This is a genomic window from Galbibacter sp. L-19, assembly GCF_056857615.1.
On sequence record NZ_JBSXNL010000029.1, the window covers coordinates 1 to 24,716 of the forward strand.

A 24,716-nucleotide genomic window follows, 5' to 3' on the forward strand; every position below is an offset into this window, starting at 1 on the left:
ATATTGAATTCTATAACACCAAAAGAAGGCATACTGAAATAGGAAAAGTACCACCTGATCAAATTTATAATACAAAAAGAATAGCATCATAAATAATTAGATATATATTTAAACTGTCTTACAGATGGGGAGTAGTGTATAGAGTTGTTTTAACGCCCGCTCATCTCTTTGTTCAAGCGATTTTATAAGTAAGAAGTTTTTATCGGATGGGGTCATTTGGCTTGTTATTGAGAAGTATAAATTTATGAGGTCTTAGGATTATTTAGATTTAATTTTCTTTATGCTATTGTTATGAAAATGTTTAAATAAAAAGATGCTTAGCAATAGTTGCTAAGCATCTTATGGAATTAAATCAACAAACTATTTTACAATAGCATTTACAATAATTGGGAAATGATCTGAAATATACTTGGCTCCACGTTGACCATCAATAACGTGGTGTTTGTTTATAGCAATATTTCCATGATAGAAAATGTAATCTATACGTTCTCTATTTTCATCTGGTTCTAAATTAAAACCATTAAAAGTATACTTTGGCCCATAATTTTTTTGTGCATTATTATGGGTGTCTTTTAAAATATAATCTTCATTATTTTCTTTTGATATAACTGTATATGCTTCTACTGAAGGAGGGAAATTAAAATCTCCTGTTACAAAAAAAGGTACTGCCTCAGCAATTTCTTGAGTCTTTTTTATAAGAAGATCTGCACTTTTTAAACGAGCTACTTCTCCTTTATGATCAAAATGTGTATTGAAAAAATAAAATACTTTACTAGTATTTTTATCTTTTAATTTAACCCAAGTTACAATTCTTGGTAAAGCAGCATCCCAACCCTTAGAGTTCTCTTTTTCTGGAGTTTCAGAAAGCCAAAAGGTATTACTATCCAAAAGCTCATATTTATCCTTTTTGTAAAATACTGGACAAAATTCTCCTTCTTTTCCTCCATTTCTTCCTATTCCTACATAACTGTAGTCTGGTAATCTGGTAATCATATCTTGAAGTTGAGTATATATTACTTCTTGTCCTCCAAGAATATCTACTTCTTCAAAATTAATATGCTCGCATAACCAGTCTTTTCTGTTATCCCAAATATTAATCCCATCGTTTGGACTAGCATATCGAATATTGGTAGTCATTACTTTTACAGGTGTTGCTTGTGCATAATTTTTTAGTGAAAAAACAGCTATAAAAAGTACACTAATTATTTTAAATATATGTTTCATACTTATCAATATTATTCCCATCCTGGGTTTTGTGTTAGGTTTGGATTTAATTGTAGTTCAACTCTAGGGATTGGATATAAATAATCTCTATTTTCATTAAAAGATCTATTATTAAAATCTGGTTGTGGATTCACTAAGTTATTTTCATCTAAATAAAGATCCGAACCTAATTTTATATACTGTACCCCTTCTCCACTTATATCTGGTGTTTCTCCTTCATATAAAACTACATCTGTGTTACCATCAGCATCAAGATCGTATTCCCCAACACCTGGAAAGTATAAACCACGTAAAGATTGCGTAATTGTTTGTCCAGATTTCCAACGTACAATATCATCCCAACGGAAGTTTTCCATATACAATTCAATACGTCTTTCTCTTCTAATTTCTAAAACCAAACCTTTATTAGCCCCAGAAACTGTAGGATATTGATCTTCCATAAAAGTATCTGGATTACTGTTTGCATCTGCCATGGATAAATTAGGCATTCCTACACGGTCTCTAAGAAGTTTAATTGAAACATCTAGATCTGCTTGCGCAATGGTTCCTAATTCTGCTTTTGCCTCTGCATAATTTAACAACACTTCTCCAAATCTTAAGATTGGTAAATCTGTAATCGATTCATCATTGGTATCATAAACAGGCTCTGTAACATATTTTGTTAGTTGATATCCTGTCATGGTTGCCCCTAAATTTGGAGCCAACTCGATACTTTCTCCTTTTCTAATATATCCAGGCGTACGGATTGTTTGAGATAAACGAGGGTCTCTATTTGCTACCTCATCTGTAAAGAAAATCTGATTGTAATTTGCTTGATCTGTAAAACGAGATCCATCTACCATTAAATAGCTATTTACCAAGGCTTTTGGCATTCCTGGACGCCCATAAGATGAAGTGGTTGTATAGTAATTTACATTATGATCTACCGCTACTGCTTGATCAAACTGTCGACTTAAAATCATTTCACTTGTTTGCGCATCATGCGAATTGAATAAATTCATATAATCATTCCTAGTATCTCCAGTACTATAAACACCATAAGGAGAATCGTTCATTAATACTAAAGAAGCACTTACAGATGCTTGTAAGTATTTTTCATAATTACTTACCCCTCTATATTTTTCAAAAGTACCTTCGTAAAGTCCTACTCTTGATTTTAAAGCCAAAGCACTGTATTTAGTAATTCTGTATGCTTGTACTTCTTCGTTTAGGTTTTCAATAGCATAATCTAGATCTTCAATAATCTTATCTACTACAAATTGTCTACTATCTCTAGGTTTTTGTAAACTTTCTGTATCTGTAGGATCTATGGTTTTTTCATACCATGGTACATCTCCAAAACGTTTCACTTTTTCAAAATAAAAATAGGCTCTAAAGAAACGTGCAACACCACTATAATGCCTTTTAGCACTTTCATCATCACACTTTTCATAATTATCTAAAAAATAATTAATGTCTCTTAAATAATCCCAATTCCATCCTCCTCCACTAGTAGGAATTAGGCGGGCACTTCTTACTTCTTCACTTAAAGTAGTAGTAATAATCTCCCCAGCTCTTTCATCTCCATTATAAATAGATGCTTCTGGAAACATTCTGTAAAAACCATTGGTATAAAGCTCTAGATCGCTTGCTTTTAAAAAGAAACTATCTTCTGTGACTTCAGAGAGAGGTTCCTTGTTTAAATATTCATCGCTACAGCTTATAAATAATAAGCTAATTATGAATGATAGTATGTAAATTTTATGTTTCATCTTTACTATTTATTATTTTATTATTTATTAAAACTGAAGTGAAACTCCTAAGGAATAGATTTCTGAAAATGGTACAGTTTGCGCTGTACTTCTATTAGTAGAAGTTGAAGGAGCATTTAAATTCACTGAATTACTTGCTGCTTCTGGATCAATATAATCTGTTAATTTTGAGAATGTTAACAAGTTCTCTCCACTAAAATAAATTCTGAATTTTGTAAAAGGTAGCCTATCGATAATATTTTTAGGAATAGTATATCCAACAGTCAAGTTTTTGAGTCGCAAATATGAAATATCCTGAATATATCTATCGTTTACAGCACCTAAAGCATCATTGTCTGAAAGTGCAATGTACCCGAACATTCTTGGAAAGTATGCATCTGGATTTTCTGGACTCCAAATATTATTTGCTAAATCCTTACGTATAAAAGAATCGTATGGACGGTTATACATAGCCCAAAATGTTCTTGAATCGGTATTTGGATACCAATCTTGTTGCCCTACTCCTTGGAAAAAAGCAGAGATATCAAACCCTTTCCAAGAAGAACTTACTTTAAAACTATATAAATAATGAGGAGCTGAATTTCCAATAATTCGTCTATCTCCAGGATTATCTACAGTATTTTCTCCTTCGTTAATAACACCATCTCCGTTTAAATCTACATATCTAACATCTCCTGGTTGCAATCCTCCAGCAGCCATAATTCTGTTTGAAACACGAGTTTGATCGGCATGTCCTACTATTTCTTCTTCCGATTGAAACAATCCATCTATATGATATCCCCACAACTCTCCAATAGTCATTCCTTCATAAAAATCTAATAAACTATTACTTGGATTGTCAAAACGAGTAATTATGGTTTCAGAATCTGAAAGCGTTCCTGTTATAGAAAAATTAAAAGGAGAATTTGCTACCTGAAATGTTTTATTGTACCCTAATGATAATTCAAATCCGCGAGTTCTTAAATCGGCTGCATTTTCTTGAGGAGAAGAAGTTCCTAGAACACTTGGTAAGGTAGCTCCAGCAGTTAACATTCCATCTGTATCTCTTTGAAACCAGTCAAAACCAGCCGTTAAACTATTATTAAAAAATCCAACGTCTACCCCCAAGTTGAGTGTTTTTACTTCCTCCCAAGTAATTTCGTTTGGATTTAATCCTGGAGATTCAATATAACCTAAGGTTGAGCCATCTATAGCATATCCTGTATTAATCCCTTTGTTTAATGTTGGAATGTATGCATAATCGGATATATTTTGATTTCCTAACGAACCGTAAGAAGCTCTTAATTTTAAAAGGCTAAAAGTATCGTTTATTCCATCAAAAAAATCTTCTTTACTAACAATCCATCCTGCAGATACAGAAGGGAAGAATCCCCACCTATGTTCCTCTGGAAATCTTGAAGAACCATCATAACGACCATTAAATTCTATTAAATATTTCTTTTTAAAATCGTATGAAAATCTGTAGAACAATCCTTGTAAAGCCCATTCAGAAGCACTCCCTGTTGTTTCTGCATTAGAAGTTGCTAAGCCTAACGAGTTTAAATCATCAGAAATACTGTTTTGCTTACTAGCCTCAATACTCTTTATTTGATAATTCTCTTGGTTAAAACCAACCATTCCAGTTAAGGAATGATTTCCTAATTGCTTTTTATACTCTCCAAAAATATTAAACGCATTATAACTAGAACTGTTATTGTATTCTGTTAACTTATCACTTCCGAAGGTATTAATATCATCCACAAAAATAGAATAAGGAATTCTTGTTGAGCGTTGGTAACGATTAAATGTAACCTTACGAATAGCGTAACTTGCCGTTATATCAAAACCTGGAAGCGGATTTAACTTTGCGGTTGCAATATTAGAAAACTCAGTATCATCTGTTACCTGTTTTGATTTACCTTGTAATAAAGAGGCATAGACTCCATCTCCTACAGTATAATTATTTAATTCTGTTCTCCACAGAGCAGAACCATCTGGATTGGTAGGCATATAAGAAGGTAAAGCATGTACCCAAATTAAACTTCCCCAAACATCTCTCCATCCATATTGACTTCCACCATGCTCTACATCATTTGCGCTATTGTATTGCATATTATTAGAGAATGTCAACCAATCATTAACTTCAACATCAATTTTTCCTCGTAAATTATATTGTTTGTACTGATCGTCTTGAACTTTTAAAATTCCAGTAGCTTGATAATTTCTATAAGAAAAATAACTTTTTACTTTATCTGAACCTCCAGAAATGGATACATTTGTAATATTTGAAGGGTATGAATCTCTAAAGAAAGTATCCCACCAATCGGTTGCTCCATAATGTACATATTGTAACTTTCCGTTTCTATAATCGCTTATTACTCTAGCCTTTGAAGGATCTTTTGAGACTTCTAATAATGCTGCATAATCTGCCTCTGTATATCCAGTATAATTTCTACCAACTGCAGTTCTAAATGCTTCATCAACCAGCGTTACCGCTTTATATGGGTCTGTAACAAAGTCTGTATTAATAGTAGGCGAACTTATTACCGTGGTATTACTAACATCTACAGTAATATTTCCTTTTTTAGCTTTTTTTGTAGTTACTAAAACCACCCCAAAAGCTCCTCTAGCACCATAAATAGCAGAAGAACCCGCATCTTTTAAAACACTTATCGATTCAATATCGTTTGGATTTAAACTATTAATATCTCCTTCAACTCCATCTACAATAATAAGAGGAGACCCACCATTGATAGAAGTAAATCCACGAATGTTTAATCGAGGTTCACTTCCTGGCTTTCCAGAAGACTGTGTTACGTTTAACCCTGGACTAACACCTTGCAATGCATTTGCCGCATTAGATACAGGGCGCTCTTCTATAGATTTTGGATCCACCTTATTTACCGCATCAATCAAAGTTTCCTTACTGGTTTCTCCATATCCAATTACCACAACCTCATCAAGCATTTCTTGATCTGCTTCCATGGTAACCGACATAGTGTTTGTAGAAGATTTTACAGCAATATTTATAGTTTTCATTCCTACATAAGTAAACACCAATGTACTTCCAATAGGTGCATTGATTGTAAAATTCCCATCAAAATCGGTAGTAACTCCATTAGCAGTTCCTTCTTGCATTACACTTACTCCCATTAATGGTACTCCAGTGTTATCTGTTACTGTACCTTTAATTTGCTTTTCTTGAATAGCCACTTTATTTGTACTAATAGCAATGGTTTTATTAATTTTTTTATAGGAAACTTGAAATTTTTTTGCAATGTCATTTAAAACCATTAGAAGAGGCTCATTACTATAATTAATAGAGCGTTTTAAATGAAGTTGTTTTACATCATCTCCATAAACAAAAGAAACAGAGGTTTGATTTTCTATGGAAGACAATATATTTATTAAAGTCTCATTAGATGAATCTAGAGTTACTTTTTCGTCTTCAGAAATATTTGCGTAGCTACTCCAAACTGATAAGATGGTTAGCAAACTCAAATAAATAGTGCGTGTAAAAGAAAGTTTTTTTTCTCTTTTTTGTATTTTTGATTTCATGTGTTTGTTTAATTGTTTTTAACGATCACATAGAACATCCAAATAACATATAGTTATGCTTGTTATAAAGTATGGATGTTTCATTATAAATTTTCTATTAGGTTAGTTGATAACTTTTTTAGACGATTTTCGCCCTTTTCTGTGCCAGCAGAAAGGGCTTTTTTATGCTTTTTTATTTCATATCAAGGTTTCTTTTTTATTATTAATTCATTTTCTTTAGTATGCTCTACGGAAAATTGTAAAGAGAATTGTAAGCCTTCTAGTACCTCTTCTAAGCTTGAATCTTTAAACTTCCCGTTAATATGTTCCTTTTTTAGATTTTCATCAGTAACTACAATACTAACATTAAACCACTTTTCTAATTTTTTGAAAGCACTATCAACAGAGATGTCATTAAACAAAATGATATTGTCTTTCCATGCAATATCATTTACAGAATTGTAATACTCCTTTTTATAAGTATTGTTTAATGGATTGAATCTTAATTGCTCATTTTTTATTAAATATTCTTTCTGATTATTCGCTACAGAAACTTCAACTTTCCCTGTAGCTACACTAACTTTAACCTCCTTATTTTCCTTATAAGAATTGATATTAAAAGACGTTCCAAGCACTCTAGTTTTTAAATGCGTAGTAGTTACTATAAAAGGTTTTTCCTTATTATGCGAAACTTCAAAAAAGCCTTCTCCATTTAAAAGTACTTCTCGCTTTTTATCATTAAAACTTGAAGTGTACTGTAATGTACTCCCTGCATTTAAAGCCACTTTTGACCCATCGGGTAGATATACTGTTTTTCTTTCGCCCAAAGCAGCCATTTCAGTATAAATAGTTTCCTTAGTTAATAATTGAAATAAAACGCCTATTCCAATAATAGCTGTAATGGCAGCAGCAATATTGATAAAAACTTTTCGATTTCGATGTTGTCTATGTTTGTGCTTTTTAGCTTCAATAGACATCTGAATTTTACGGTAGATTCGTTGCTTTATAGCTTGCTCATTTTCTATACTTTCTATTGTGGTATCCTGAAAACTATCAAGGTAATGATCTACAATTTTTTCTTCTTCCGATGTGCATTTCCCTTTTGAAAACTTTCCTAATAGCTTATCAATGTTTTTATCTTCCTTCAACGGTGCAAACTTTATGTGTTTACCTATAAGTCACATAAATTGACACTTACACGTAGTGAAAAATTCAAAAAAGAAGCTTCTTAACAATTTGTTTAAATTCAGAATTGTAGTTAACATTTAAGAGAAGTCTAGCTAACATTCAACTTATTTCTAGAGATTTATAAAGATTTTTCATCTTATATGAAGGAAGATATGAAAGAAAAGATTCTTTTAACGCCCAAAATTGCCTATTAACGATTAAAAATTATAAAACTCATCCGACTTTATAAATTTACTTCAAATAAACCTCCTCCACTCCTCTATATATTATTTAGTTAATTTTTAATAGAGTCTACTATTCTCTAAAACCAACCAATATGAAAGTTAAATTAAGCTACTACTTAATTTTGCTATTAAGTATATTTTGCAATTTTTTTATGCTAAATAAAGCTAACGCCCAAGCTACGGTAAATCTCAGTGTTAGCCCTAGCTCTAGGAGTGAAAGTGTTAATGTAGCCGTAGCTATAGAAGCTACTTTAAGTGAAACGCAAACGTTACCAGTTACGGTTTACTTAAGTTTCTCTGGAACCGCTACAAATGGCGTGGATTACACGCTTAGTTCTGAGAATATAGTTATTAATCCAGGGGAATTATCGGGGTCTATTAGCTTAAATAATATTTCAGATGTTTTAAATGAAGGAAATGAAACTGTAATTATAGATATTCTAGATATAACCAATGCTTCTGAAAATGGAAATCAACAAAAAACATATACAATTATTGATAGTAATAATACTCCTACAGTTGAATTAATACTAAAGGATATTTATAACCCTATTGTAGATGAAAATGCAGGAGAGGCTTATGTTGTTGCAGAAATTAGAGAACCCTCTCAATTTACAGTTACCGTTCCCTTACAATTTAGTGGTACAGCTACAGGGAACGGAACAGATTATACAACCTCATCAAATGCTATTATAATTCCCGCAGGAAAATTAAAAGACAGTCTTAAAATAACGGCAGTTCCTGATGGAATTCTAGAAGGCGATGAAACCGTTGTTATGGAAATGCTGCCGCCAATTCATACGCTAGAAAACGAAGGGAGTCCTGTAAAACTTACCATTGAAAAAATAGAAGGAGGTTATAAAGTTACTACAAGTATTGAAGGAATTATACAAGCGGAAGAAATTGTTGCCATGGACTTTGAATATTCTATTCACGCTATTAAAGATGGTTTTCAGCAAGAAACACTTATAATAACCGACAATGGTATTACTCCTCCAGAAGGATACGCTGTTTCTATTGACCAAGATCCTATAAATGAAGACAATGAAAGTAATGTTAGCTTTACTTTTGCAAATGCAACAATAGGGAGTGCTTACAATTATACATTTTCTAGTTCTGGTGGAGGAACTCCAATTAATGGAACTGGTGTTATTACAGAAGAAAATCAACAAATAACTGGAGTTGATTTAAGTGGCCTTCCTGTAGGAATAATTACCTTATCGGCCACCTTAACCAATGATATTGGTATAGCAGGAGCTCCCGCTACAGATACTGCAAATAAAATAAAAGCACTTAGCATTACTGCCAATACTGGTCAAGCAAAAGTTTATGGAGATCCAGATCCCGTATTTACATATACTGCAACTGGTTTTGATGGAAATGACGATGTTTCTATTCTTACTGGAGCGCTTACTAGAACTCCAGGAGAAACTATTGGAAGTTACCCTATTCTTATTGGTACGCTAAGTGCTGGGCCTTATTATACTATTGATTATACTGGAGCCGATTTTATTATTTCTAATAACTTATTAACTGTTGTTGCAGATGCAAATCAGGCTAAAGTATATGGAGATTCAGATCCTACTTTTACGTATACAGTAGCTGGTTTTATGGGAACTGACGATAAGAGTATTCTTACAGGAAGCTTGACTAGAACCTCAGGAGAAAATGTAGGAACTTATCCTATTCAATTAGGAACACTTTCTGCTACAGGCTACGATATTAATTTTATAACTGAAACTTTTGAAATTACGCATAAAGATTTAAACATTATTGCAGATTCTAATCAATCTAAAGTATACGGAGATTCAGACCCAGAACTTACCTATTCGGTAAATGGATTTGTAAATTCAGATGATGCTTCGCTTCTTACAGGAAACCTCACTAGAGAAATTGGAGAAAATGTAGGAAACTATAACATTCTTCAAGGAACAGTAACTGCTGGAAATAATTATACTATTTCTTATTCTGGTTCGGTATTTAATATTTCTCCTCGGAATATAATAATAACAACCCATTCAGGTCAAAATAAACAATACGGAAATCCAGAACCTACCCTTACTTATACAGTTGAAAATCTTGCAGAAAACGATACCGAAAGTATCTTATCTGGTAACTTAACAAGAACTAATGGAGAAGCTATTGGTTCCTACCCTATTACACAAGGTACTTTAACCACAAATAGTAATTATATTATCGACTTTAAGGGCGCCGATTTTTACATCACTCAAAGAATTCTAACAATTAGTGCAGATTCCAATCAATCTAAAGTATATGGAGAAGAAGATCCTGAGTTTTCCTATAGTGTAAATGGACTTGCTCCTACGGAAGATACTAGTATTCTATCTGGTAAATTAACTAGAGAGACTGGAGAAAATGTAGGTAGCTATGCTATTTTACAAGGAGATTTAACAGCTAATGATAATTATTTAATTAATTTTTCTGAAAATACTTTCAAAATTACTCCTGCTTATATTAACCCAGCTCCCCCAACTCCTAGTATTATTTTTAATAATAAAACTTTTGTTTTTAATGGCTCACCAAAGTCAATTTTTATTAATGGTACTATTCCTGTTGGAACCTCTGTTATCTATATAAATAATGAGCAAATTAATGTTGGTGCGCATGAGGTTAAAGCTATTATTACAGGACCAAATCATTATGATTTAGAATTAACGGCAGAACTTACTATTACTCCAAAAGAATTAAATATTACTGCAGATAATGGACAAAATAAAATGTATGGGCAAAAAGATCCAATATTTACATATACTGCTACAGGATTTGAAGGAACAGATGATGAATCTATCATAACAGGAACGCTAAGTAGAGCTACTGGAGAAACTATTGGCTCTTATCCAATTGAACTTGGAGCCTTAGGTGCAGGTTCAAATTACTCCATAACATTTAACGATGCTTCTTTTGAAATTATAAAAGCAGATCAATTAATTACTTGGGATCAAGAATTAATATTTGGATGCGACTCCAATTCAGAACTAGCCTTAACTGCAACTTCAAGTAGCGGACTCCCAGTATCTTATTCGTCTACAAATAATAACGTTGCTTCAATTTCTAATAATATACTTGTTAAAAATACCTCTGGAACTGCCAGTATTACTGTTTCTCAAGAAGGGAACGAAAATTACAATCCTGCAACAGTTATTGTCAAGCCTATAATTATTAATACTCCCGGACTTATTAGTCAGTATTGGGAAGATGTATTGGTGTTTGATAATAGTAGTAAACAGTATGTTTCCTACCAATGGTTTAAAAATGGAGTTGCCATAGATGGAGCCACTAAGCAATATTATTCTGAAAATAATCCGTTAAATGGAATCTACCATGCAGAAGCCATTGATGTAAACGGAAATACAATAATTACATGTCCGCTAGAAATTGATGGAGGGGATTTTTCTAGGAAAGTTAAAATTATCCCGAATCCAGTAGATGCTTCTTCACAATTTACTGTTCAATGTAGTTTTGAGGAATCAGTTCTTAACGGTGCGGTAATACATATCTTCGATTTAAACGCGAGACTATTACAAACAGTTGCAGTTACTGGAACACGCACACAGCTAACCGCTCCAAGAGAAATAGGAATGTATATTGTTTCTGTAACATTTACCAATGGAAAAAGAAAAACAGCAAATCTTGTAGTAAAATAAACCAATAATAACCACCAATAAAATCAATATGAAAGTAACATATTTTTTAATCATTTTAATACTCTGTATGCTTTCTACAGAAGCTCAAGAAATTACCATTAAAGCCACTGGAGGCATCTCTGGTATTGATTATCAAAGTCCTATTGGAAATGGAGAGGAAAAAGCTGGTTTTGGACTTGGTGTAGGATATACTTATTTTTTTAATGACCATTGGGGGATTACGACTGGTATAGAAGCTAGCTTAAACAGAAATACATTTGAGTTATTTAATGGAACTACTATTACTACTTTAGAAATAGATGACCAAGCTTCTGCTTTTGAATATAGCGTTGCTCCAACTGGATATGAGGAGAATCAATATTTTTGGTCTTTTGCAATTCCAGTTATGTTACACTATAAAACGCACATTTCCACAAATACAGGAATTTATATTGGCGCGGGTGTAAAATCTATGATTCCTACAAAGCAACATATCGATGCAAGTGCAGATAAACTAACTGTTACAGGTTATTATCCAGATCTAAATTTGGTGTTTGATGATTTATCAGTGCATGGTTTTGGAGATGTTAATAATTGGCAAGACGAAACAAAAGTGGCTCTTAAACCTAGCTTTTTAGCAAGTGCTGAAGCTGGATTATTTTTTAAACTGAAAAAGAAAATGAACCTCTATACTGGACTCTATTTTGATTATGGAATGTCTGATCTACAAAAAGATAATCAAACAAAAAATCTAGTAACCTATAGTAATAATGGCACGAGTTCTGTCAAAGCAAATGGTGTGATGTCTACTGAAAATAGCATCGATAAAAACAGATATTTTGCATTAGGGTTTCAAGTAAAATTAGGTTTTGATTTAAGAAAAGAAGTAGTTGTTCCAGAAACCGTTATTGAGGAAGAAATTATTGAAGAACCAGAAGAAACAGCTCCTATTGAAATTGTAAAGGATACTGTTGTTATAGAAGAAAAACCCATTTATACAGATGCAGAACTAGAATATATTCAGAAACCAATAATTTTTAACGTTATCAATAACACAGTCATTCCTTCTTCTTTAGATGAAAGATTAGATACAATTGCTGAGCTCCTAAAGAGAGATGAAGGCATTGATATTACTATTATTGGTCATACATGCAATCTAGGAAGTGAAGCCGTAAATATGAGAGTTGGAATGCAAAGAGCGCAGGCTGTAGCTAATAATTTAAAAGCAAATGGAATAGCAGAAGAACGTATGGAGGTTATCTCTAAAGGAGAATCTGAACCTTTGGTTCCAAATACATCAAGTGAGAATCGAGCTAAAAACAGAAGAGTTTCTATTGTAGTACTTATAGAAGAATAAAAACCTTTTATTATCAGTAATAGGTAGAGGGGCTGGCTTATGCCAGTCTCTTTTTTTAATAAAACTTTAAATGATTTTTCTAAAAAATAATGTAAGTTTGAAGTAATTCCTTTTGAGCAAAAGCCATTAGGCATTTAACTAAACTAGTTTAATAATAATCAACTACCTCGAAGCAAGCCTACGAGGTATTCAAAGGAAAATAATTTAATCCATTTCGATATAGAGCCCTTCGGTAAACTCTGGACAGGCTTTGGGGAATAAAACCCTCAATGAGGGATTTAATTCAAAAGTTCTTCGGTTTATTAAGAAAAGGTTTTGGAGCATTTAAATCTCGATTATCGAGTAAACTTATTATTTCAAATGAAAAAAACACTAATTATATTTTGCATTATGATATCTTTTTTTGGAAAAGCACAAGAGCCTGTAAACCCTTCAGCATCTATTTATGATATTTCCATTAATAATATTGATGGAGATAAAATACACTTAGGCACTTACAAAGGCAAAAAAATTCTATTTGTAAATGTAGCTTCCGAATGTGGTTTTACAGGTCAGTATGAAGATCTTCAGAAATTATATGAAACATATCAAGAAAATTTAATGATTATAGGGGTTCCATGTAATCAATTTGGAGGTCAAGAACCAGGTACAGCAGATGAAATTAAAACATTTTGTGAGAAAAACTACGGAGTTGAATTTCTAATTACCGAAAAAGTAGCTGTAAAAGGAGAAAACCAACATCCTTTGTATGCATGGCTAACCAAAAAATCTATAAACGGATTAAAAGATTCTACTGTAAAATGGAACTTTCAAAAATATCTTGTAGATGAGCAAGGTAGATTTATAGATTATTATATGTCTACTACAAAACCTATGAGTAGCAAAATAACTAAATATCTATAAGTGTTAAATCCCTATTCTTTGTGTAAATCCTAAATAGATATTTTGTAACATATCTGTTAGTACATAGGTAGGGTAAGAAGTTGTCTCTTCAGGAAAGGTATTTTTTAATAACATAATTGGGCCTTCATTTAAGGTTGCCTCTATAGATGAAAATGAAATATTTTTAGCTTGTATTTTATATGTCGGTTTTAAATTTTTAAGATTAGAAACTATAAGGATGGGTACTTCTTTAATTTTTTTAATTATTTCTCTGGCATTGCGTCCTAATTTATAACTCTTTTTATTAGAATTTTCTTTTGCAGCTATTAAAACTTGCTCAATATTTAATTCTGCAATAAGGCATTTAGTAGCCGATAGTAATCCTTTAGCCTCTCCAATTATAAAGAATTGATGCTCTTTATTGGAGTCAAAAAAAGTAATTCTTTGCAGGAGTTTAGTTAATTTACTTTTAGATTCAATTTCTGAAACCTTATGAAACGCTTCATATGGATCTAAATAATCTATAGTGTTTAATCCATATTTGTCTCTCGAATAAGAGTTTAAAATATAAAATTCGCAAGCTACATCTTTATATAACGAAGTGGTATATTTTAAAGCGTTCCAAGCATTCTCGGAGAAATCTGTTAAAACTAATATCTTTTTCATCGTTATATAATTTAAATTAATAGCTAGACTACATACTTTACGTAGCCATATTTCACAATCTCGTATAAATCAACATTTTTGAATAAAAAGTAATTTTAAAAGATTGAAGTATTTCTAAGAAACCAAGGTAAATTTTTCTACTTTTTTCATGATTACTTAAAAAAAATGTATCACAATCTACTGTATCACATTCGGTTCTATTTCCTAAGCTTACATCATATCGATATAAATCTTTTAAAGCTATAGCATTCTTCCTTCTTAAATCATTTAATTCTTTACTTATAACTGGATCTTTAATTAACTGACTTTCAATTTTTATAAAGAAATTAAGTTCATTATTTATAAATTCTAAATGATTAGTCCAGTTTTCAACTTCTTCTTTGTCTTTCCTTATCATTATTTGGGAGTCATTATCATGACTATAGAATAATTTTCCTCTCATTACAGATTGTTTATATTAGATAGCTGTTCCTGAGCAACATAAGCTATTTTTATTAATTGCTTTCCAGAAGGAAATTCCCACTGAAAAATATCTTCTAATGCATGACCAATTACGGCTGTTCCCATTGGGGATAATACCGAAATCTTATCATTCTGCACATCGCTTTTATTACCTACTACTAACTGAAATTTTTTTGTCCATCCGCCTTCTAATTTTACTTCTACATAAGAATTAAAACGAACCACATCTTCTGGCATCTCATTTTCATCAATAATTATTGCTGTTGCCAACTCATCCATTAATTGTTTGATGGACTTTTTAAAAACCACATCTCTATTATAATTAGACAAGCTCAACATTTGCTTTAAAAGCACATATTCTTTTTTTTCTATAACTAACTGTTTGTATTTCATTTTTACTTTCTTAAGTAGAAAAGCAAATTGCTAAAACGCTATGAACGCTCGGCGTAATAGCAACTGCTTTTCTTCAATAAATAATCCTATTTTTAAGCTTATTATGGAAAAATCCCTCTTTGAACATAGGCTTCTTCAAGTCTTTCAATAGCAATTATAAATGCGGCCGTTCTTTTATCAATACCTCTTTTTTGAGATACATCGATTACTTTTCTAAACGATTCATAAAGCTTTTTTTCTAACTTTTGCATCACCTCTTCTAAAGACCAAATCTCTCCATTTCGATTTTGCAACCACTCGTAATAACTTCCTATTACTCCTCCAGAATTACATAATATATCTGGAAGAATCTCCACCCCTCTTGCCAATAGCATTTCTTCTGCTTCTACATCTGTAGGTCCATTTGCTCCTTCAGCTATAACTTTAGCCTTAATATCTGGGGCATTGTTAACAGTTATTTGGTTTCCTAAAGCTGCTGGAATACAGATGTCGCAGTCTAATGAAAAGAAATCCTCAGAAGGTAAACTTCTACTCCCTTTAAATCCTGCTATGTTCCCTTGACTTTTATTGTATTCAAAAAGCGTAGTTACATCAATCCCTTCAGTATTTGAAATACTTCCAAATGCATCTTGAACCCCTACCATTTTGGCTCCTTCTTTTTCTAAAAAGTATGCTGCCCAATAGCCTACATTACCGAAGCCTTGTACTATAAACTTTTTATCTTTTAAAGGCAGTTCATTATGGTCTGCCCAGAATTTTATACATAAAAACACGCCAAATCCAGTTGCTCGGTCTCTTCCTTCAGACCCCCCTGCTCCAATTGGCTTTCCGGTAACAACATGCATATTTGTAGAACGCTCATTTGGAGATTTAGTAGACATATAAGTATCTAAAATCCAAGCCATTGTTTGCGGATTTGTATTAACATCTGGAGCAGGAATATCTAATTCAGGTCCAATATTATCTCCTAAGGCATAGGTAAATCTTCTTGTAATTCTCTCCAATTCTGAGGTTGAGTATTTTGATGGATCCAATTGGATTCCTCCCTTAGCTCCCCCATAAGGTAATCCTGCTAATGAGGTTTTCCATGTCATCCACATAGCCAAAGCTCTCGCAGCATCAATATCTACCGTTGGATGGTATCTCAATCCTCCTTTATATGGTCCTAAAGCATTGTTGTGTTGTACTCGGTATCCCGTAAAAACTTCTACCTCTCCATTGTCCATTTTTACAGGAAAATGAACAACCAATTCATTATTTGTAATACTTAATATTTTGCGAATGTTTTTATTTAAATCAATAATATCCGAAGCATTATTGAATTGTCGCATTACATTATTTAACATCCCTTGTTTCTGAGGTGTCTTTTTTTCTAATTCTTTTGTAATCATTGTTTGCTGTTTTTTAGCTTAACATTAGTCCACTTAATGGATTTTAAAACTAACTTGCCAAAATTGTTTTAAGTTCATTTCTATTTTCGTGTTCACTACATGTTATCACAAACTTTTTGTTCAGTGTAAGAACACAGTTATTTATAAAATGACATGTAGAACAGATACTTTTACTATAGTTTTTCATTACTTTTAATTTTTCTATAACTAGATAGACAATAGCTGTGCCAAGAGAAAATATAAAAAGAACAACAACCTCAATGAATTAATAATCAATAAGTTATTGTTTTATTTTAAATGAAGTAAGAAATATTAAATGAGGAGAAAATACCCAGCTGAAGCAAAACACCCCAATATATTTTATTGCTGAAACATGGTATTATAATGCAGCTTAAAAAACAGAGGTTTATAATAAACTTAAAGTCCATTTGTTATAAATTCTAAACTAAGAAGGCTTGTTGGAATTATAGGATTTTAAATCCTTTTCAGGGTTTAGTACACATGGTAAACCCTGTTTAATCACTCATTTTATTGCGTAGTGTTTTTCTGTCGATTCCTAAAATTTCGGCAGCTTTTGTTTTATTATTTCCAACCGTATCAAGTACTTTTTTAATATACTTTTTTTCCATTTCTGCCAAAGAAACTAATGCTTCTTCTGGGAAATCTATTTGGTATTTTAAAGCATCTGGAATATGAGACAATTCTATACTTTTATCACTCATAATTACCGCCCTTTGGATACAGTTTTCTAATTCTCTAATATTACCAGGCCATGGATATCTAAGAAGTAAATCTAATGCTTCTGGACTTACTTTTAGGAATCTATCTTTATACTCCAGTCCATATTTCATTACAAACTTATCCACCAATAAAGGAATATCTGTTTTTCGGTTTCGTAAGGGTGGGGCTTTTATTTCTACTACTGCCAATCTATAAAACAAATCTTGCCTAAATTTATCTTGAGTCACCAATTCCAATAAATTACTATTGGTAGCTGCAACCACTCTTATATCTATAGGTTGTGCTTTTTGAGCGCCTACTTTTATAATTTCCTTTTCTTGTAAGACTCTCAAGAGGCTATTTTGAACTTTTGCAGAAGCATTTCCTATTTCATCTAAAAAAATAGTGCCTCCATTTGCAGCTTGGAAAAATCCGTTTCTAGATTCATTTGCCCCCGTAAACGCTCCCTTTTCATATCCAAAAAGTTCTGCTTCTAAGAGATTTTCTGGTATTGCGCCACAGTTTACTGCAATAAATGGTGCTCTTGCATATTTTCCATTATAATGAATTGCTCTTGCAATAAGCTCTTTTCCTGTACCACTTTCTCCTTGAATAAGTACCGTTGCTTTAATGTCTTTTACGCGTTCAATAATATCTTTTACAACATTAAAAGCCTCCGATTCTCCTATTAATTCATCAAATTTTGAAACCGATTTAGAGACCTTTACTTCTTTCTTTGAAGTGTTATTAACCAACGATTTATCTATCGCATTTTTTAATTCTTCCTTAGTAAAAGGCTTCACTAAATAGTCTACCACGCCAGATTTCCCCATTTCTAAAGCGCCTTTAGCAGAAATATAACCAGAAACGACTAAAACTGGCATTTTAGAATAATGCTCAGAAACATATTGAATTAACTGAAACCCATCTACCTCTGGCATTTGTAAGTCTGTAACCAGTAAATCAATAGTATTTCCTTTTAAAATAGTTACCGCCTCTTTTACAGAAACTGCCTTAAATGTATAATAATTTAAAGCCTCTAACTGCCGTTGTAGTAACTCTAAAATATGAATATCATCGTCTACTATTAATATATTTTCTTTTTTATATGCCATTTTTTAATTTTCAGGGAAATTAATAGTAAAAATAGTTCCTTTTGGGGAGTTTTTAGAATGCTTTATAGTTCCTTTATGACTTGAGATAATTCCATGAACCACACTTAACCCTAAACCCGAACCGTCTCCTGTGGGTTTTGTAGTAAAAAAAGGTTCATAAACTTTGTCTTCAATAGTAGATGCTATTCCAGATCCTTCATCTATAATTTTAACCTGAATATTTCCTTTTAGCTTTTTAATACTAATTTCCACTTTACTGTGCTCTGGAGAAGCATAAATAGCATTCATTATAATATTAAATAATACTTGCGTAATTTGTATCTCATCGGCTCTAATTTGAAGCTCTGGAGATTCTATATCAAAAATACTTTGGATATTTTTATTCTTAAAAGAAGGCTTTAATAAATTAAGGACATTATCTACAATAGGTTTTAAAGTAACTTTTTGCATTTGTTGAGGAACTTCACAAGCAAAAAACATAAGTTTCTTTACTATTTCTCTAGAAAAGATAGCGCTTTCTTTAATCCTACCTAAATCGCTAAGCTGCTTTTTATCTTTAATTTCATCTTCCAAAAGTTCGGTAAATCCTAAAATATTGGTAAGCGGAGTATTGAGTTCATGGGCAATTCCAGCAGTTATTTCTCCTAAAATATTTAAACGATCGGTGCGTTCCATCTGCTTTTTTATGTACGCTTCATTATCTCTAATTTGCTTTCTTTCAATTAGATTTCCTATTTCTAAACATACATTTTCAAGCAATTTTTTTTCTTCATCTAAAAAATCATCTTCCGAGAATTTATCAGAAGGATAACCTATTAAAATAGTGCCACTTACTTCATTAAATACTTTTATATTCGACTTTATACAACAGAGACTTTCCTTAAAACTCCCGTCTTCTAAAACATAATTATTAGTTGTAATTTTTACATAACTCTCGGTTTCGTATTGCACAGCACCCTTTAAACAATGCGCAATTGCTTGCAATGAGAGTTCAAGCTGACTATAATCACAATTAACTATAATAGATGTAACCTCGTATAAACAAGTTAATTCTTTTATGCGTTCTCTTAATTTATCTTCAGTAGTATTCATAAACAAAAAATTTAATCAACGCTTCAATTTTAACCTTATGCAGAAAAAATGAGAAATTGAACTATTTACAAAAAAAGTATCTCAATAATAAACAATTAATAATTTATCCGCTATAAAAAAACTACTTATAAAGTTATTTTATACTTTTGAAAGAATAGAACTCATTAAAATGAGTCTACTAATTACTAACTATTTACGTAACAACATGAAATTTAAGTATTTAAAAAGTACTGTAAAAGTACTCGCAATTGCATCAATTATTTTTTTAACATCTTGCCAAGGAACTTCTAAAGATAAATTTGGAGGTTTGGCGCTCTATACCGTTAGAGATGATATGGGAGCAAATACAGAAGCTACCTTAGACTCGGTAGCTAAAGCTGGATATGTAAACATTGAAGCCGCAGGATATAGTAATGGAAAGTTCTATAATATGGCTCCAGAAGATTTTAAAAAGCTTTTAGATGATAAAGGTCTAAAAGGAATAAGTACGCACCAAGGAAGCGCTACGCTTGATAATATAGATGAAGAAATTGCTGCTGTAAAAGCTGCTGGATTTACCTATTTTGTAATTCCAGTTCCTCCTATGGGGCATTTTAAATATTATCCTGAAACTCAAACAATGGGAATGGATCCTGATCTGGACTTTATGATTAATTTCTTAAATACTGTAGGAAAAAAATGTAGTGATGCTGGATTGCAATTACTTTACCATAACCACGATTTTGAATTTAAAGAAAATGAAAACGGAATTGTTCCAATTGAATATTTCTTGGAAAATACAGATACTAAATATGTAAATTTCCAAATGGATCTTTTCTGGGTAACAAAAGCAGGTGCTAGCCCTATTGAATATTTTGAAAAATATCCTGGCCGTTTTAAATTATGGCATGTAAAAGACATGAGTAAAGATGGAAAGTTTGCGCCTGTTGGAGAAGGAACTATAGATTTTAGTAAAATTTGGGAGAAAAGAGAGCTTTCAGGTATGAAATATTATATGGTAGAACAAGATCAAACTTTTCACCACACACCACTTGAAGCAATTAAAATAAGTCACGACGGACTTAAAACATTTGGTTTTAACTAAAAATATTAGTGTATACTACTAAAAAGAGGCTGTCTAGAAAGTATCTAAACTCTAAATGTCATCCTGAGCTCAGTTCGACAACTATGAATTACTTTTTAGACAGCCTCTTTTTTATACAATTTCTGCTACGTTCCTACTGTTAAAAACGCAATTATATTTTATAGATTTAAGCATAGAATAATCTCTTATTCACTAACTAACTAACTTTTCTATCATTTGAATAACTCTTAATTTTAAAAGTCTTCCATATCTAGCGCTCCCTCCTACACGGTATCCTACATAAAATAAAGAACCGCTACCACTTCTTGAAGTCGAGGTTTGAAGTAATTTTGCTTTATTAGCTGGAATTGATAAAAAATTATTCCTTCTATTTTGAAAATTATATATGGCATAACAGGGAAATTCTAAATTTGTATTCATAAATAAATTATCCCAATCAGCATTACTACTACCACTTAAAATAGCCTCGGTGCTTAAACTTTGCCATCTTGTTTTATACGTATTTAAGGTAGAATTATTTCCGTTATAGCTTTTTATAAATCCTAAAAGTCTAGAATAAGTACTTCTAAAAGTTGTTTGTATCAAACCTCTACCTCTAAATTTGTAAAAATCGGCCTCCGATATAATTCCTGCATTTACTGGATTATTAGGAAATGTAGAAGGATAAATCTCTCCTCTCCACACACTATTAGTTGTATTTGCAATTTGTGTATGATAAGGTTTTTGCTGATGTGCGCTTAGAAAAGTGGTATCTCTAAATAGTTCGTAAGCACTTTTATTCCCAGAAGCCGTGTTGTACGACCGTTTCCTACCAGAATTTGTACCAAACATATAAGCTAGATTTCCAATTTCACTAATAGGAACAAACTTCCCTCCTGTTTCATTTATAATAATACTAACTAAAGCGAAGAATTGAAATATATTAATCGATTGATTTCCTGCTATCCCGAAAAAAACAAGAGCAATATTATTCCATACGCGATTAAAATTTTGTTGATGTGTTGAAAAATTACCACGAGGAATACTCCTACCATGTCTGCTTCTCCCTTCAAAAGTGATACTGCCCCAATATCCTTTATTACCTATTTCATCTTTAAACCAAGAACAAAAATCCTTTCCAGTCAACTGCGAAAAAAAAGCATTGATTTCTGCACTATTTCTAAAAGTTTTAGTGCCATGGGCTGTAATAAATCTATCTAATTTTGATGTCCCCGAAGGTGGGGTTACAGGAGGCGTTACTGGAGTAGGAATTGGTGCGCCACCTATTTGCGTTTTAAAATAGTTGTACAAAGCCGATTTTGTTTTTCTACCTAGTTTGCCATCTACACCATAACCCCCTAGATCAAACCCTTTAGTGTGTAAAAATTCTTGCACTTCCCTTACTTGATTAGAAGTATTAAGTTCTGCTAAAAAAATTTCATCAATGTTTTGATATGTATGTGTTGTTCTCATCTTTCATATTTTTATAAAATAGCTACCCCTCTTTTTTCTAATAATGTGTATGTAAATTTAGTTCCTGCTCCAAGTGTTGATTCCGACTTTTTACATAAATTAATAAACTCATTAAAGTCCACTTCACGCTTAAAAACCTGGCAACCAGCAGACCACTTATTTACATTGGTTGAGTTTGCACCCGCTTTATGAATATTTATTCCAAAAAAACCTGTATCGGTACTACCTGTCATAAAATCAAGACTCCCATTTTTGTTATTATCTCGATAAACAGTAACGGGACCATTACGTTGTACTAACGCCAAATATTGACCTCTGTGTAAACCAAGTTTATACGCATTTCTATATTGACCAGCTTTCAAAATAGCTGTTCCTTTTGGGTTAATCATAACATTTTGAAGATATCCTTTTCCAGGATCGGTAGTAACTGGGTATCTTTTTACATTATTGATGTTGTTCTCCTTCCAAATAACTACCAATTCATCATCAAAAAAATCAGCATTAGCGTCTAAATTTCTAATTCCAATAATATTTAGTTGAAGATTTTCATTTAGGAAAATATAATTTTTACGTCTAAAAATAGCTTTAAACTCTTCAATTAATGTATTATTTGCAGGTATGGTTGGATTTGTTGGAGTGCTATTCTCTCCATTAGATTGAGCTGTTATATAATTATAAATAGCTTGCTTGGTCATTCTCCCCAAATCTCCATCGGCGCCCCAGTGTCCTAAATTATACCCCTTACTAATCAAGAATTGCTGTATTTCTCTAACTTCATTTGAAGTATTTAATTCTGGGAAAGCTTCTTGAAAACGGTTATGATATATATGTTGTGTTGCGGTTCTCATATTGTATCTTTTTTTGGGTTATTAACTCATTTAATTTTTGTGCATTAATTACTCCATATCCAGATTTGTTAATTGTAGACTCGTTCATAGATTTTAAAGGCTCGCAACTGCTAAATAAGAGATGACGCAATTCGTATATATTCATTTTAGGAAACTCTTCTAATATTTTCACCGCTAAAGAAGCGATGTAAGGAGAAGCCATACTTGAACCACTTTTAGCTGTTAACTGATTTTTAGATTTCCTTTCAAACTTACTAGCAGATTTTGCAGCCATAATCTTATTTCCTGGGGCTAAAACTTCAGGTTTTTTTCGCCTATCAATGGTTGGTCCTGCACTACTAAACGACATAGGTACTTTTAAAAAATCTTCTTGATTGTATGCTCCAACAGCAATTGTTAAAGGAGCGTTACAAATAGAGCCAACAGTAAAATTTGTATTTACATCTTGAGTTGCAAATCTTGATTGCCCAATATCGTCTCTCTCAATATAGGCATGGTACTCTCCATTTGTTATTTCAATACCCTTAAGACGTACTATTAAAACTCTAGAATCTGGTCTTTTGGATAGAATAATATTGATATGGTTTTTGGTTGAATTAGGCTCCTTATATCTATGAAAAATGATTCCATTTTGTACCCCATCATAATTTACTATACTATCTTTAAAAGGTTCTGAAGTACCTAAAACCTCCCCATCTGTATCAAGAATTTCTACCCCTATTCTGTCTTGGTTTTCATACCAAATTTCTATTTCATTTGGCGATTTATCTATGGTATTAAACAACCACTCTATTTCTTTAATTCCATCTTGCTCTATTATCCCTGCATGGTGGCAATTTGCCATAAAGTAATTACCAGTACTTTGTATGATTGCCGTGCCTCCGCGCTTTTTTAAAACATTATTTAAAGCAATTTCTACTAAAGTATTCCCTGTATGATCACTACAATGTCCGCCTAAACTCAAATTAATAACACAAGGACGTTGCCCTGCTTGTTGCAATATAAAATCGATTCCTTCTATTAATTTTACAGAGTCTCCAAGCGATAAATCTGAGCCATTTACATAGCTAGAACCCATATCTACCGCAATAATAGGACTATTGCCTGCCAAACTTTTTTCTCCTATATTTCCAGAAGATGCAGCTATGCCTAACACATGAGTGCCATGCATTCCTCTCCCCATAAAATCATTTTTTCCAGGATGATAGCCTAATGTTTTAAAAGGCGCTGTGGTATAAAGAGCCACATTAATTTCCTCTTCTGTATAAATTCTTCCATACCCATATTTAGAATCATTTTTTTGTTTTGAGGGCTGTACCCATATTTTTTCAAACCTTGTTTTATTAGTGTGATTTAAAAAGTCGGAATGTGTAAAATCAAAACCAAAATCGATGATTCCAAAAACTACTTTACTTTTTTGAGAAACTGAGTAGTTACTTTTTTCTCTTTTTATAATTGATGTTGAATCTACCGAATTTTCATAAAACTGCGCTGGAATTACCTGAGGAGCTTTTACACTTCTCGTGGCAGGATCATCATAAATAGATAGTAAATTTTTTCTCAAAATACGACAACTAATAATGTCGTGAAATTGAGATATAACTATACAATGTTTAGGATAAATATCTGGATGCTTTAGCCTCAACAATAATTGAAGTTCCTCACGCGGATCTCCTTTTACGATAAGTTTTAAATTCGGATCCATAC

The 24,716-nt window shown here is 32.2% G+C and carries 17 protein-coding genes; 4 read left to right on the plus strand and 13 right to left on the minus strand.

The features are described from left to right. Positions 1 to 360: 360 nt before the first annotated feature. The 4 genes from AC13CQ_RS02135 to AC13CQ_RS02150 all read right to left on the minus strand — a co-directional run bounded on the left by AC13CQ_RS02135 (position 361) and on the right by AC13CQ_RS02150 (position 7,639). On the minus strand, positions 361 to 1,224 hold the full coding sequence (locus AC13CQ_RS02135) for an endonuclease/exonuclease/phosphatase family protein (protein WP_337900792.1): 864 nt from the start codon (positions 1,222 to 1,224) through the stop codon (positions 361 to 363). Positions 1,225 to 1,235: 11 nt separating this feature from the next. Continuing rightward, positions 1,236 to 2,975 (minus strand): RagB/SusD family nutrient uptake outer membrane protein, encoded by a 1,740-nt coding sequence (locus AC13CQ_RS02140; protein WP_008616293.1) that lies wholly within the window; start codon positions 2,973 to 2,975, stop codon positions 1,236 to 1,238. Between the two features lie 27 nt (positions 2,976 to 3,002). Continuing rightward, complete coding sequence (locus AC13CQ_RS02145; RefSeq protein ID WP_337900791.1) at positions 3,003 to 6,512, minus strand: SusC/RagA family TonB-linked outer membrane protein; 3,510 nt, start codon at positions 6,510 to 6,512, stop codon at positions 3,003 to 3,005. Positions 6,513 to 6,694: 182 nt separating this feature from the next. Continuing rightward, on the minus strand, positions 6,695 to 7,639 hold the full coding sequence (locus AC13CQ_RS02150) for a FecR family protein (RefSeq protein ID WP_337900790.1): 945 nt from the start codon (positions 7,637 to 7,639) through the stop codon (positions 6,695 to 6,697). 416 nt (positions 7,640 to 8,055) lie between these two features. Here AC13CQ_RS02150 and AC13CQ_RS02155 point away from each other — a divergent pair, with 416 nt between their 5' ends. From AC13CQ_RS02155 to AC13CQ_RS02165, 3 genes are all read left to right on the plus strand, one after another. Beyond that, entirely contained in the window at positions 8,056 to 11,568 is a 3,513-nt protein-coding gene (locus AC13CQ_RS02155; RefSeq protein WP_474507031.1) for an MBG domain-containing protein, read from the plus strand. Positions 11,569 to 11,596: 28 nt separating this feature from the next. Then, positions 11,597 to 12,904 carry an OmpA family protein gene (locus tag AC13CQ_RS02160; protein WP_337900787.1) on the plus strand — a complete coding sequence of 436 codons (1,308 nt, stop codon included), beginning with the start codon at positions 11,597 to 11,599 and terminating at the stop codon, positions 12,902 to 12,904. 390 nt (positions 12,905 to 13,294) lie between these two features. Then, positions 13,295 to 13,807, plus strand: a complete 513-nt coding sequence (locus AC13CQ_RS02165; RefSeq protein WP_337900826.1) for a glutathione peroxidase — start codon at positions 13,295 to 13,297, stop codon at positions 13,805 to 13,807. Positions 13,808 to 13,810: 3 nt separating this feature from the next. On the opposite strand, the gene AC13CQ_RS02170 is transcribed toward AC13CQ_RS02165, so the two are convergent. The 6 genes from AC13CQ_RS02170 to AC13CQ_RS02195 form a co-directional block, all read right to left on the minus strand. After that, complete coding sequence (locus tag AC13CQ_RS02170; protein ID WP_335587411.1) at positions 13,811 to 14,452, minus strand: universal stress protein; 642 nt, start codon at positions 14,450 to 14,452, stop codon at positions 13,811 to 13,813. 52 nt (positions 14,453 to 14,504) lie between these two features. Next, positions 14,505 to 14,894: a hypothetical protein gene (locus AC13CQ_RS02175; protein ID WP_008616286.1), complete on the minus strand. Its 390-nt coding sequence runs from the start codon at positions 14,892 to 14,894 to the stop codon at positions 14,505 to 14,507. Next, entirely contained in the window at positions 14,894 to 15,307 is a 414-nt protein-coding gene (locus AC13CQ_RS02180; protein ID WP_008616285.1) for a GreA/GreB family elongation factor, read from the minus strand. The genes AC13CQ_RS02175 and AC13CQ_RS02180 overlap by 1 nt, the downstream gene beginning before the upstream one ends. A gap of 101 nt (positions 15,308 to 15,408) precedes the next feature. Next, a complete protein-coding gene (locus tag AC13CQ_RS02185; protein ID WP_474507032.1) occupies positions 15,409 to 16,698 on the minus strand; it encodes a Glu/Leu/Phe/Val family dehydrogenase in 1,290 nt (429 codons plus the stop codon). Positions 16,699 to 17,213: 515 nt separating this feature from the next. Continuing rightward, the gene (locus AC13CQ_RS02190; protein ID WP_474507033.1) at positions 17,214 to 18,533 is read right to left on the minus strand and encodes a sigma-54-dependent transcriptional regulator; all 1,320 of its coding nucleotides are present in this window, start codon (positions 18,531 to 18,533) and stop codon (positions 17,214 to 17,216) included. Positions 18,534 to 18,536: 3 nt separating this feature from the next. Continuing rightward, the gene (locus AC13CQ_RS02195) at positions 18,537 to 19,625 is read right to left on the minus strand and encodes a sensor histidine kinase (protein WP_474507034.1); all 1,089 of its coding nucleotides are present in this window, start codon (positions 19,623 to 19,625) and stop codon (positions 18,537 to 18,539) included. Between the two features lie 205 nt (positions 19,626 to 19,830). Between AC13CQ_RS02195 and AC13CQ_RS02200 the strand changes: the two genes are divergently transcribed. After that, on the plus strand, positions 19,831 to 20,709 hold the full coding sequence (locus AC13CQ_RS02200; protein ID WP_474507049.1) for a sugar phosphate isomerase/epimerase family protein: 879 nt from the start codon (positions 19,831 to 19,833) through the stop codon (positions 20,707 to 20,709). A gap of 192 nt (positions 20,710 to 20,901) precedes the next feature. Here the strand turns inward: AC13CQ_RS02200 and AC13CQ_RS02205 are convergent, their stop codons facing one another. Genes AC13CQ_RS02205 through AC13CQ_RS02215 form a run of 3 tightly spaced genes read right to left on the minus strand, consistent with a single transcriptional unit; the run spans position 20,902 to position 24,714 of the window. Beyond that, positions 20,902 to 22,161, minus strand: coding sequence for a peptidoglycan-binding domain-containing protein (locus AC13CQ_RS02205; RefSeq protein WP_474507035.1), 1,260 nt, complete (start codon positions 22,159 to 22,161; stop codon positions 20,902 to 20,904). Positions 22,162 to 22,172: 11 nt separating this feature from the next. Continuing rightward, positions 22,173 to 23,009, minus strand: a complete 837-nt coding sequence (locus AC13CQ_RS02210; protein WP_474507036.1) for a peptidoglycan-binding domain-containing protein — start codon at positions 23,007 to 23,009, stop codon at positions 22,173 to 22,175. Next, the gene (locus AC13CQ_RS02215) at positions 22,978 to 24,714 is read right to left on the minus strand and encodes a S8 family serine peptidase (protein WP_474507037.1); all 1,737 of its coding nucleotides are present in this window, start codon (positions 24,712 to 24,714) and stop codon (positions 22,978 to 22,980) included. The genes AC13CQ_RS02210 and AC13CQ_RS02215 overlap by 32 nt, the downstream gene beginning before the upstream one ends. Positions 24,715 to 24,716: the final 2 nt, after the last annotated feature.

Excerpts from the sequence above, each read along its gene's own strand:
- AC13CQ_RS02195 (WP_474507034.1), bottom strand. The coding sequence starts at position 19,625 with ATGAATACTACTGAAGATAAATTAAGAGAACGCATAAAAGAATTAACT.
- AC13CQ_RS02140 (WP_008616293.1), bottom strand. The coding sequence starts at position 2,975 with ATGAAACATAAAATTTACATACTATCATTCATAATTAGCTTATTATTT.
- AC13CQ_RS02200 (WP_474507049.1), top strand. The coding sequence starts at position 19,831 with ATGAAATTTAAGTATTTAAAAAGTACTGTAAAAGTACTCGCAATTGCA.
- AC13CQ_RS02215 (WP_474507037.1), bottom strand. The coding sequence starts at position 24,714 with ATGGATCCGAATTTAAAACTTATCGTAAAAGGAGATCCGCGTGAGGAA.
- AC13CQ_RS02165 (WP_337900826.1), top strand. The coding sequence starts at position 13,295 with ATGATATCTTTTTTTGGAAAAGCACAAGAGCCTGTAAACCCTTCAGCA.
- AC13CQ_RS02155 (WP_474507031.1), top strand. The coding sequence starts at position 8,056 with ATGCTAAATAAAGCTAACGCCCAAGCTACGGTAAATCTCAGTGTTAGC.
- AC13CQ_RS02205 (WP_474507035.1), bottom strand. The coding sequence starts at position 22,161 with ATGAGAACAACACATACATATCAAAACATTGATGAAATTTTTTTAGCA.
- AC13CQ_RS02180 (WP_008616285.1), bottom strand. The coding sequence starts at position 15,307 with ATGAAATACAAACAGTTAGTTATAGAAAAAAAAGAATATGTGCTTTTA.
- AC13CQ_RS02145 (WP_337900791.1), bottom strand. The coding sequence starts at position 6,512 with ATGAAATCAAAAATACAAAAAAGAGAAAAAAAACTTTCTTTTACACGC.
- AC13CQ_RS02135 (WP_337900792.1), bottom strand. The coding sequence starts at position 1,224 with ATGAAACATATATTTAAAATAATTAGTGTACTTTTTATAGCTGTTTTT.
- AC13CQ_RS02170 (WP_335587411.1), bottom strand. The coding sequence starts at position 14,452 with ATGAAAAAGATATTAGTTTTAACAGATTTCTCCGAGAATGCTTGGAAC.
- AC13CQ_RS02190 (WP_474507033.1), bottom strand. The coding sequence starts at position 18,533 with ATGGCATATAAAAAAGAAAATATATTAATAGTAGACGATGATATTCAT.
- AC13CQ_RS02185 (WP_474507032.1), bottom strand. The coding sequence starts at position 16,698 with ATGATTACAAAAGAATTAGAAAAAAAGACACCTCAGAAACAAGGGATG.
- AC13CQ_RS02175 (WP_008616286.1), bottom strand. The coding sequence starts at position 14,894 with ATGAGAGGAAAATTATTCTATAGTCATGATAATGACTCCCAAATAATG.
- AC13CQ_RS02160 (WP_337900787.1), top strand. The coding sequence starts at position 11,597 with ATGAAAGTAACATATTTTTTAATCATTTTAATACTCTGTATGCTTTCT.
- AC13CQ_RS02210 (WP_474507036.1), bottom strand. The coding sequence starts at position 23,009 with ATGAGAACCGCAACACAACATATATATCATAACCGTTTTCAAGAAGCT.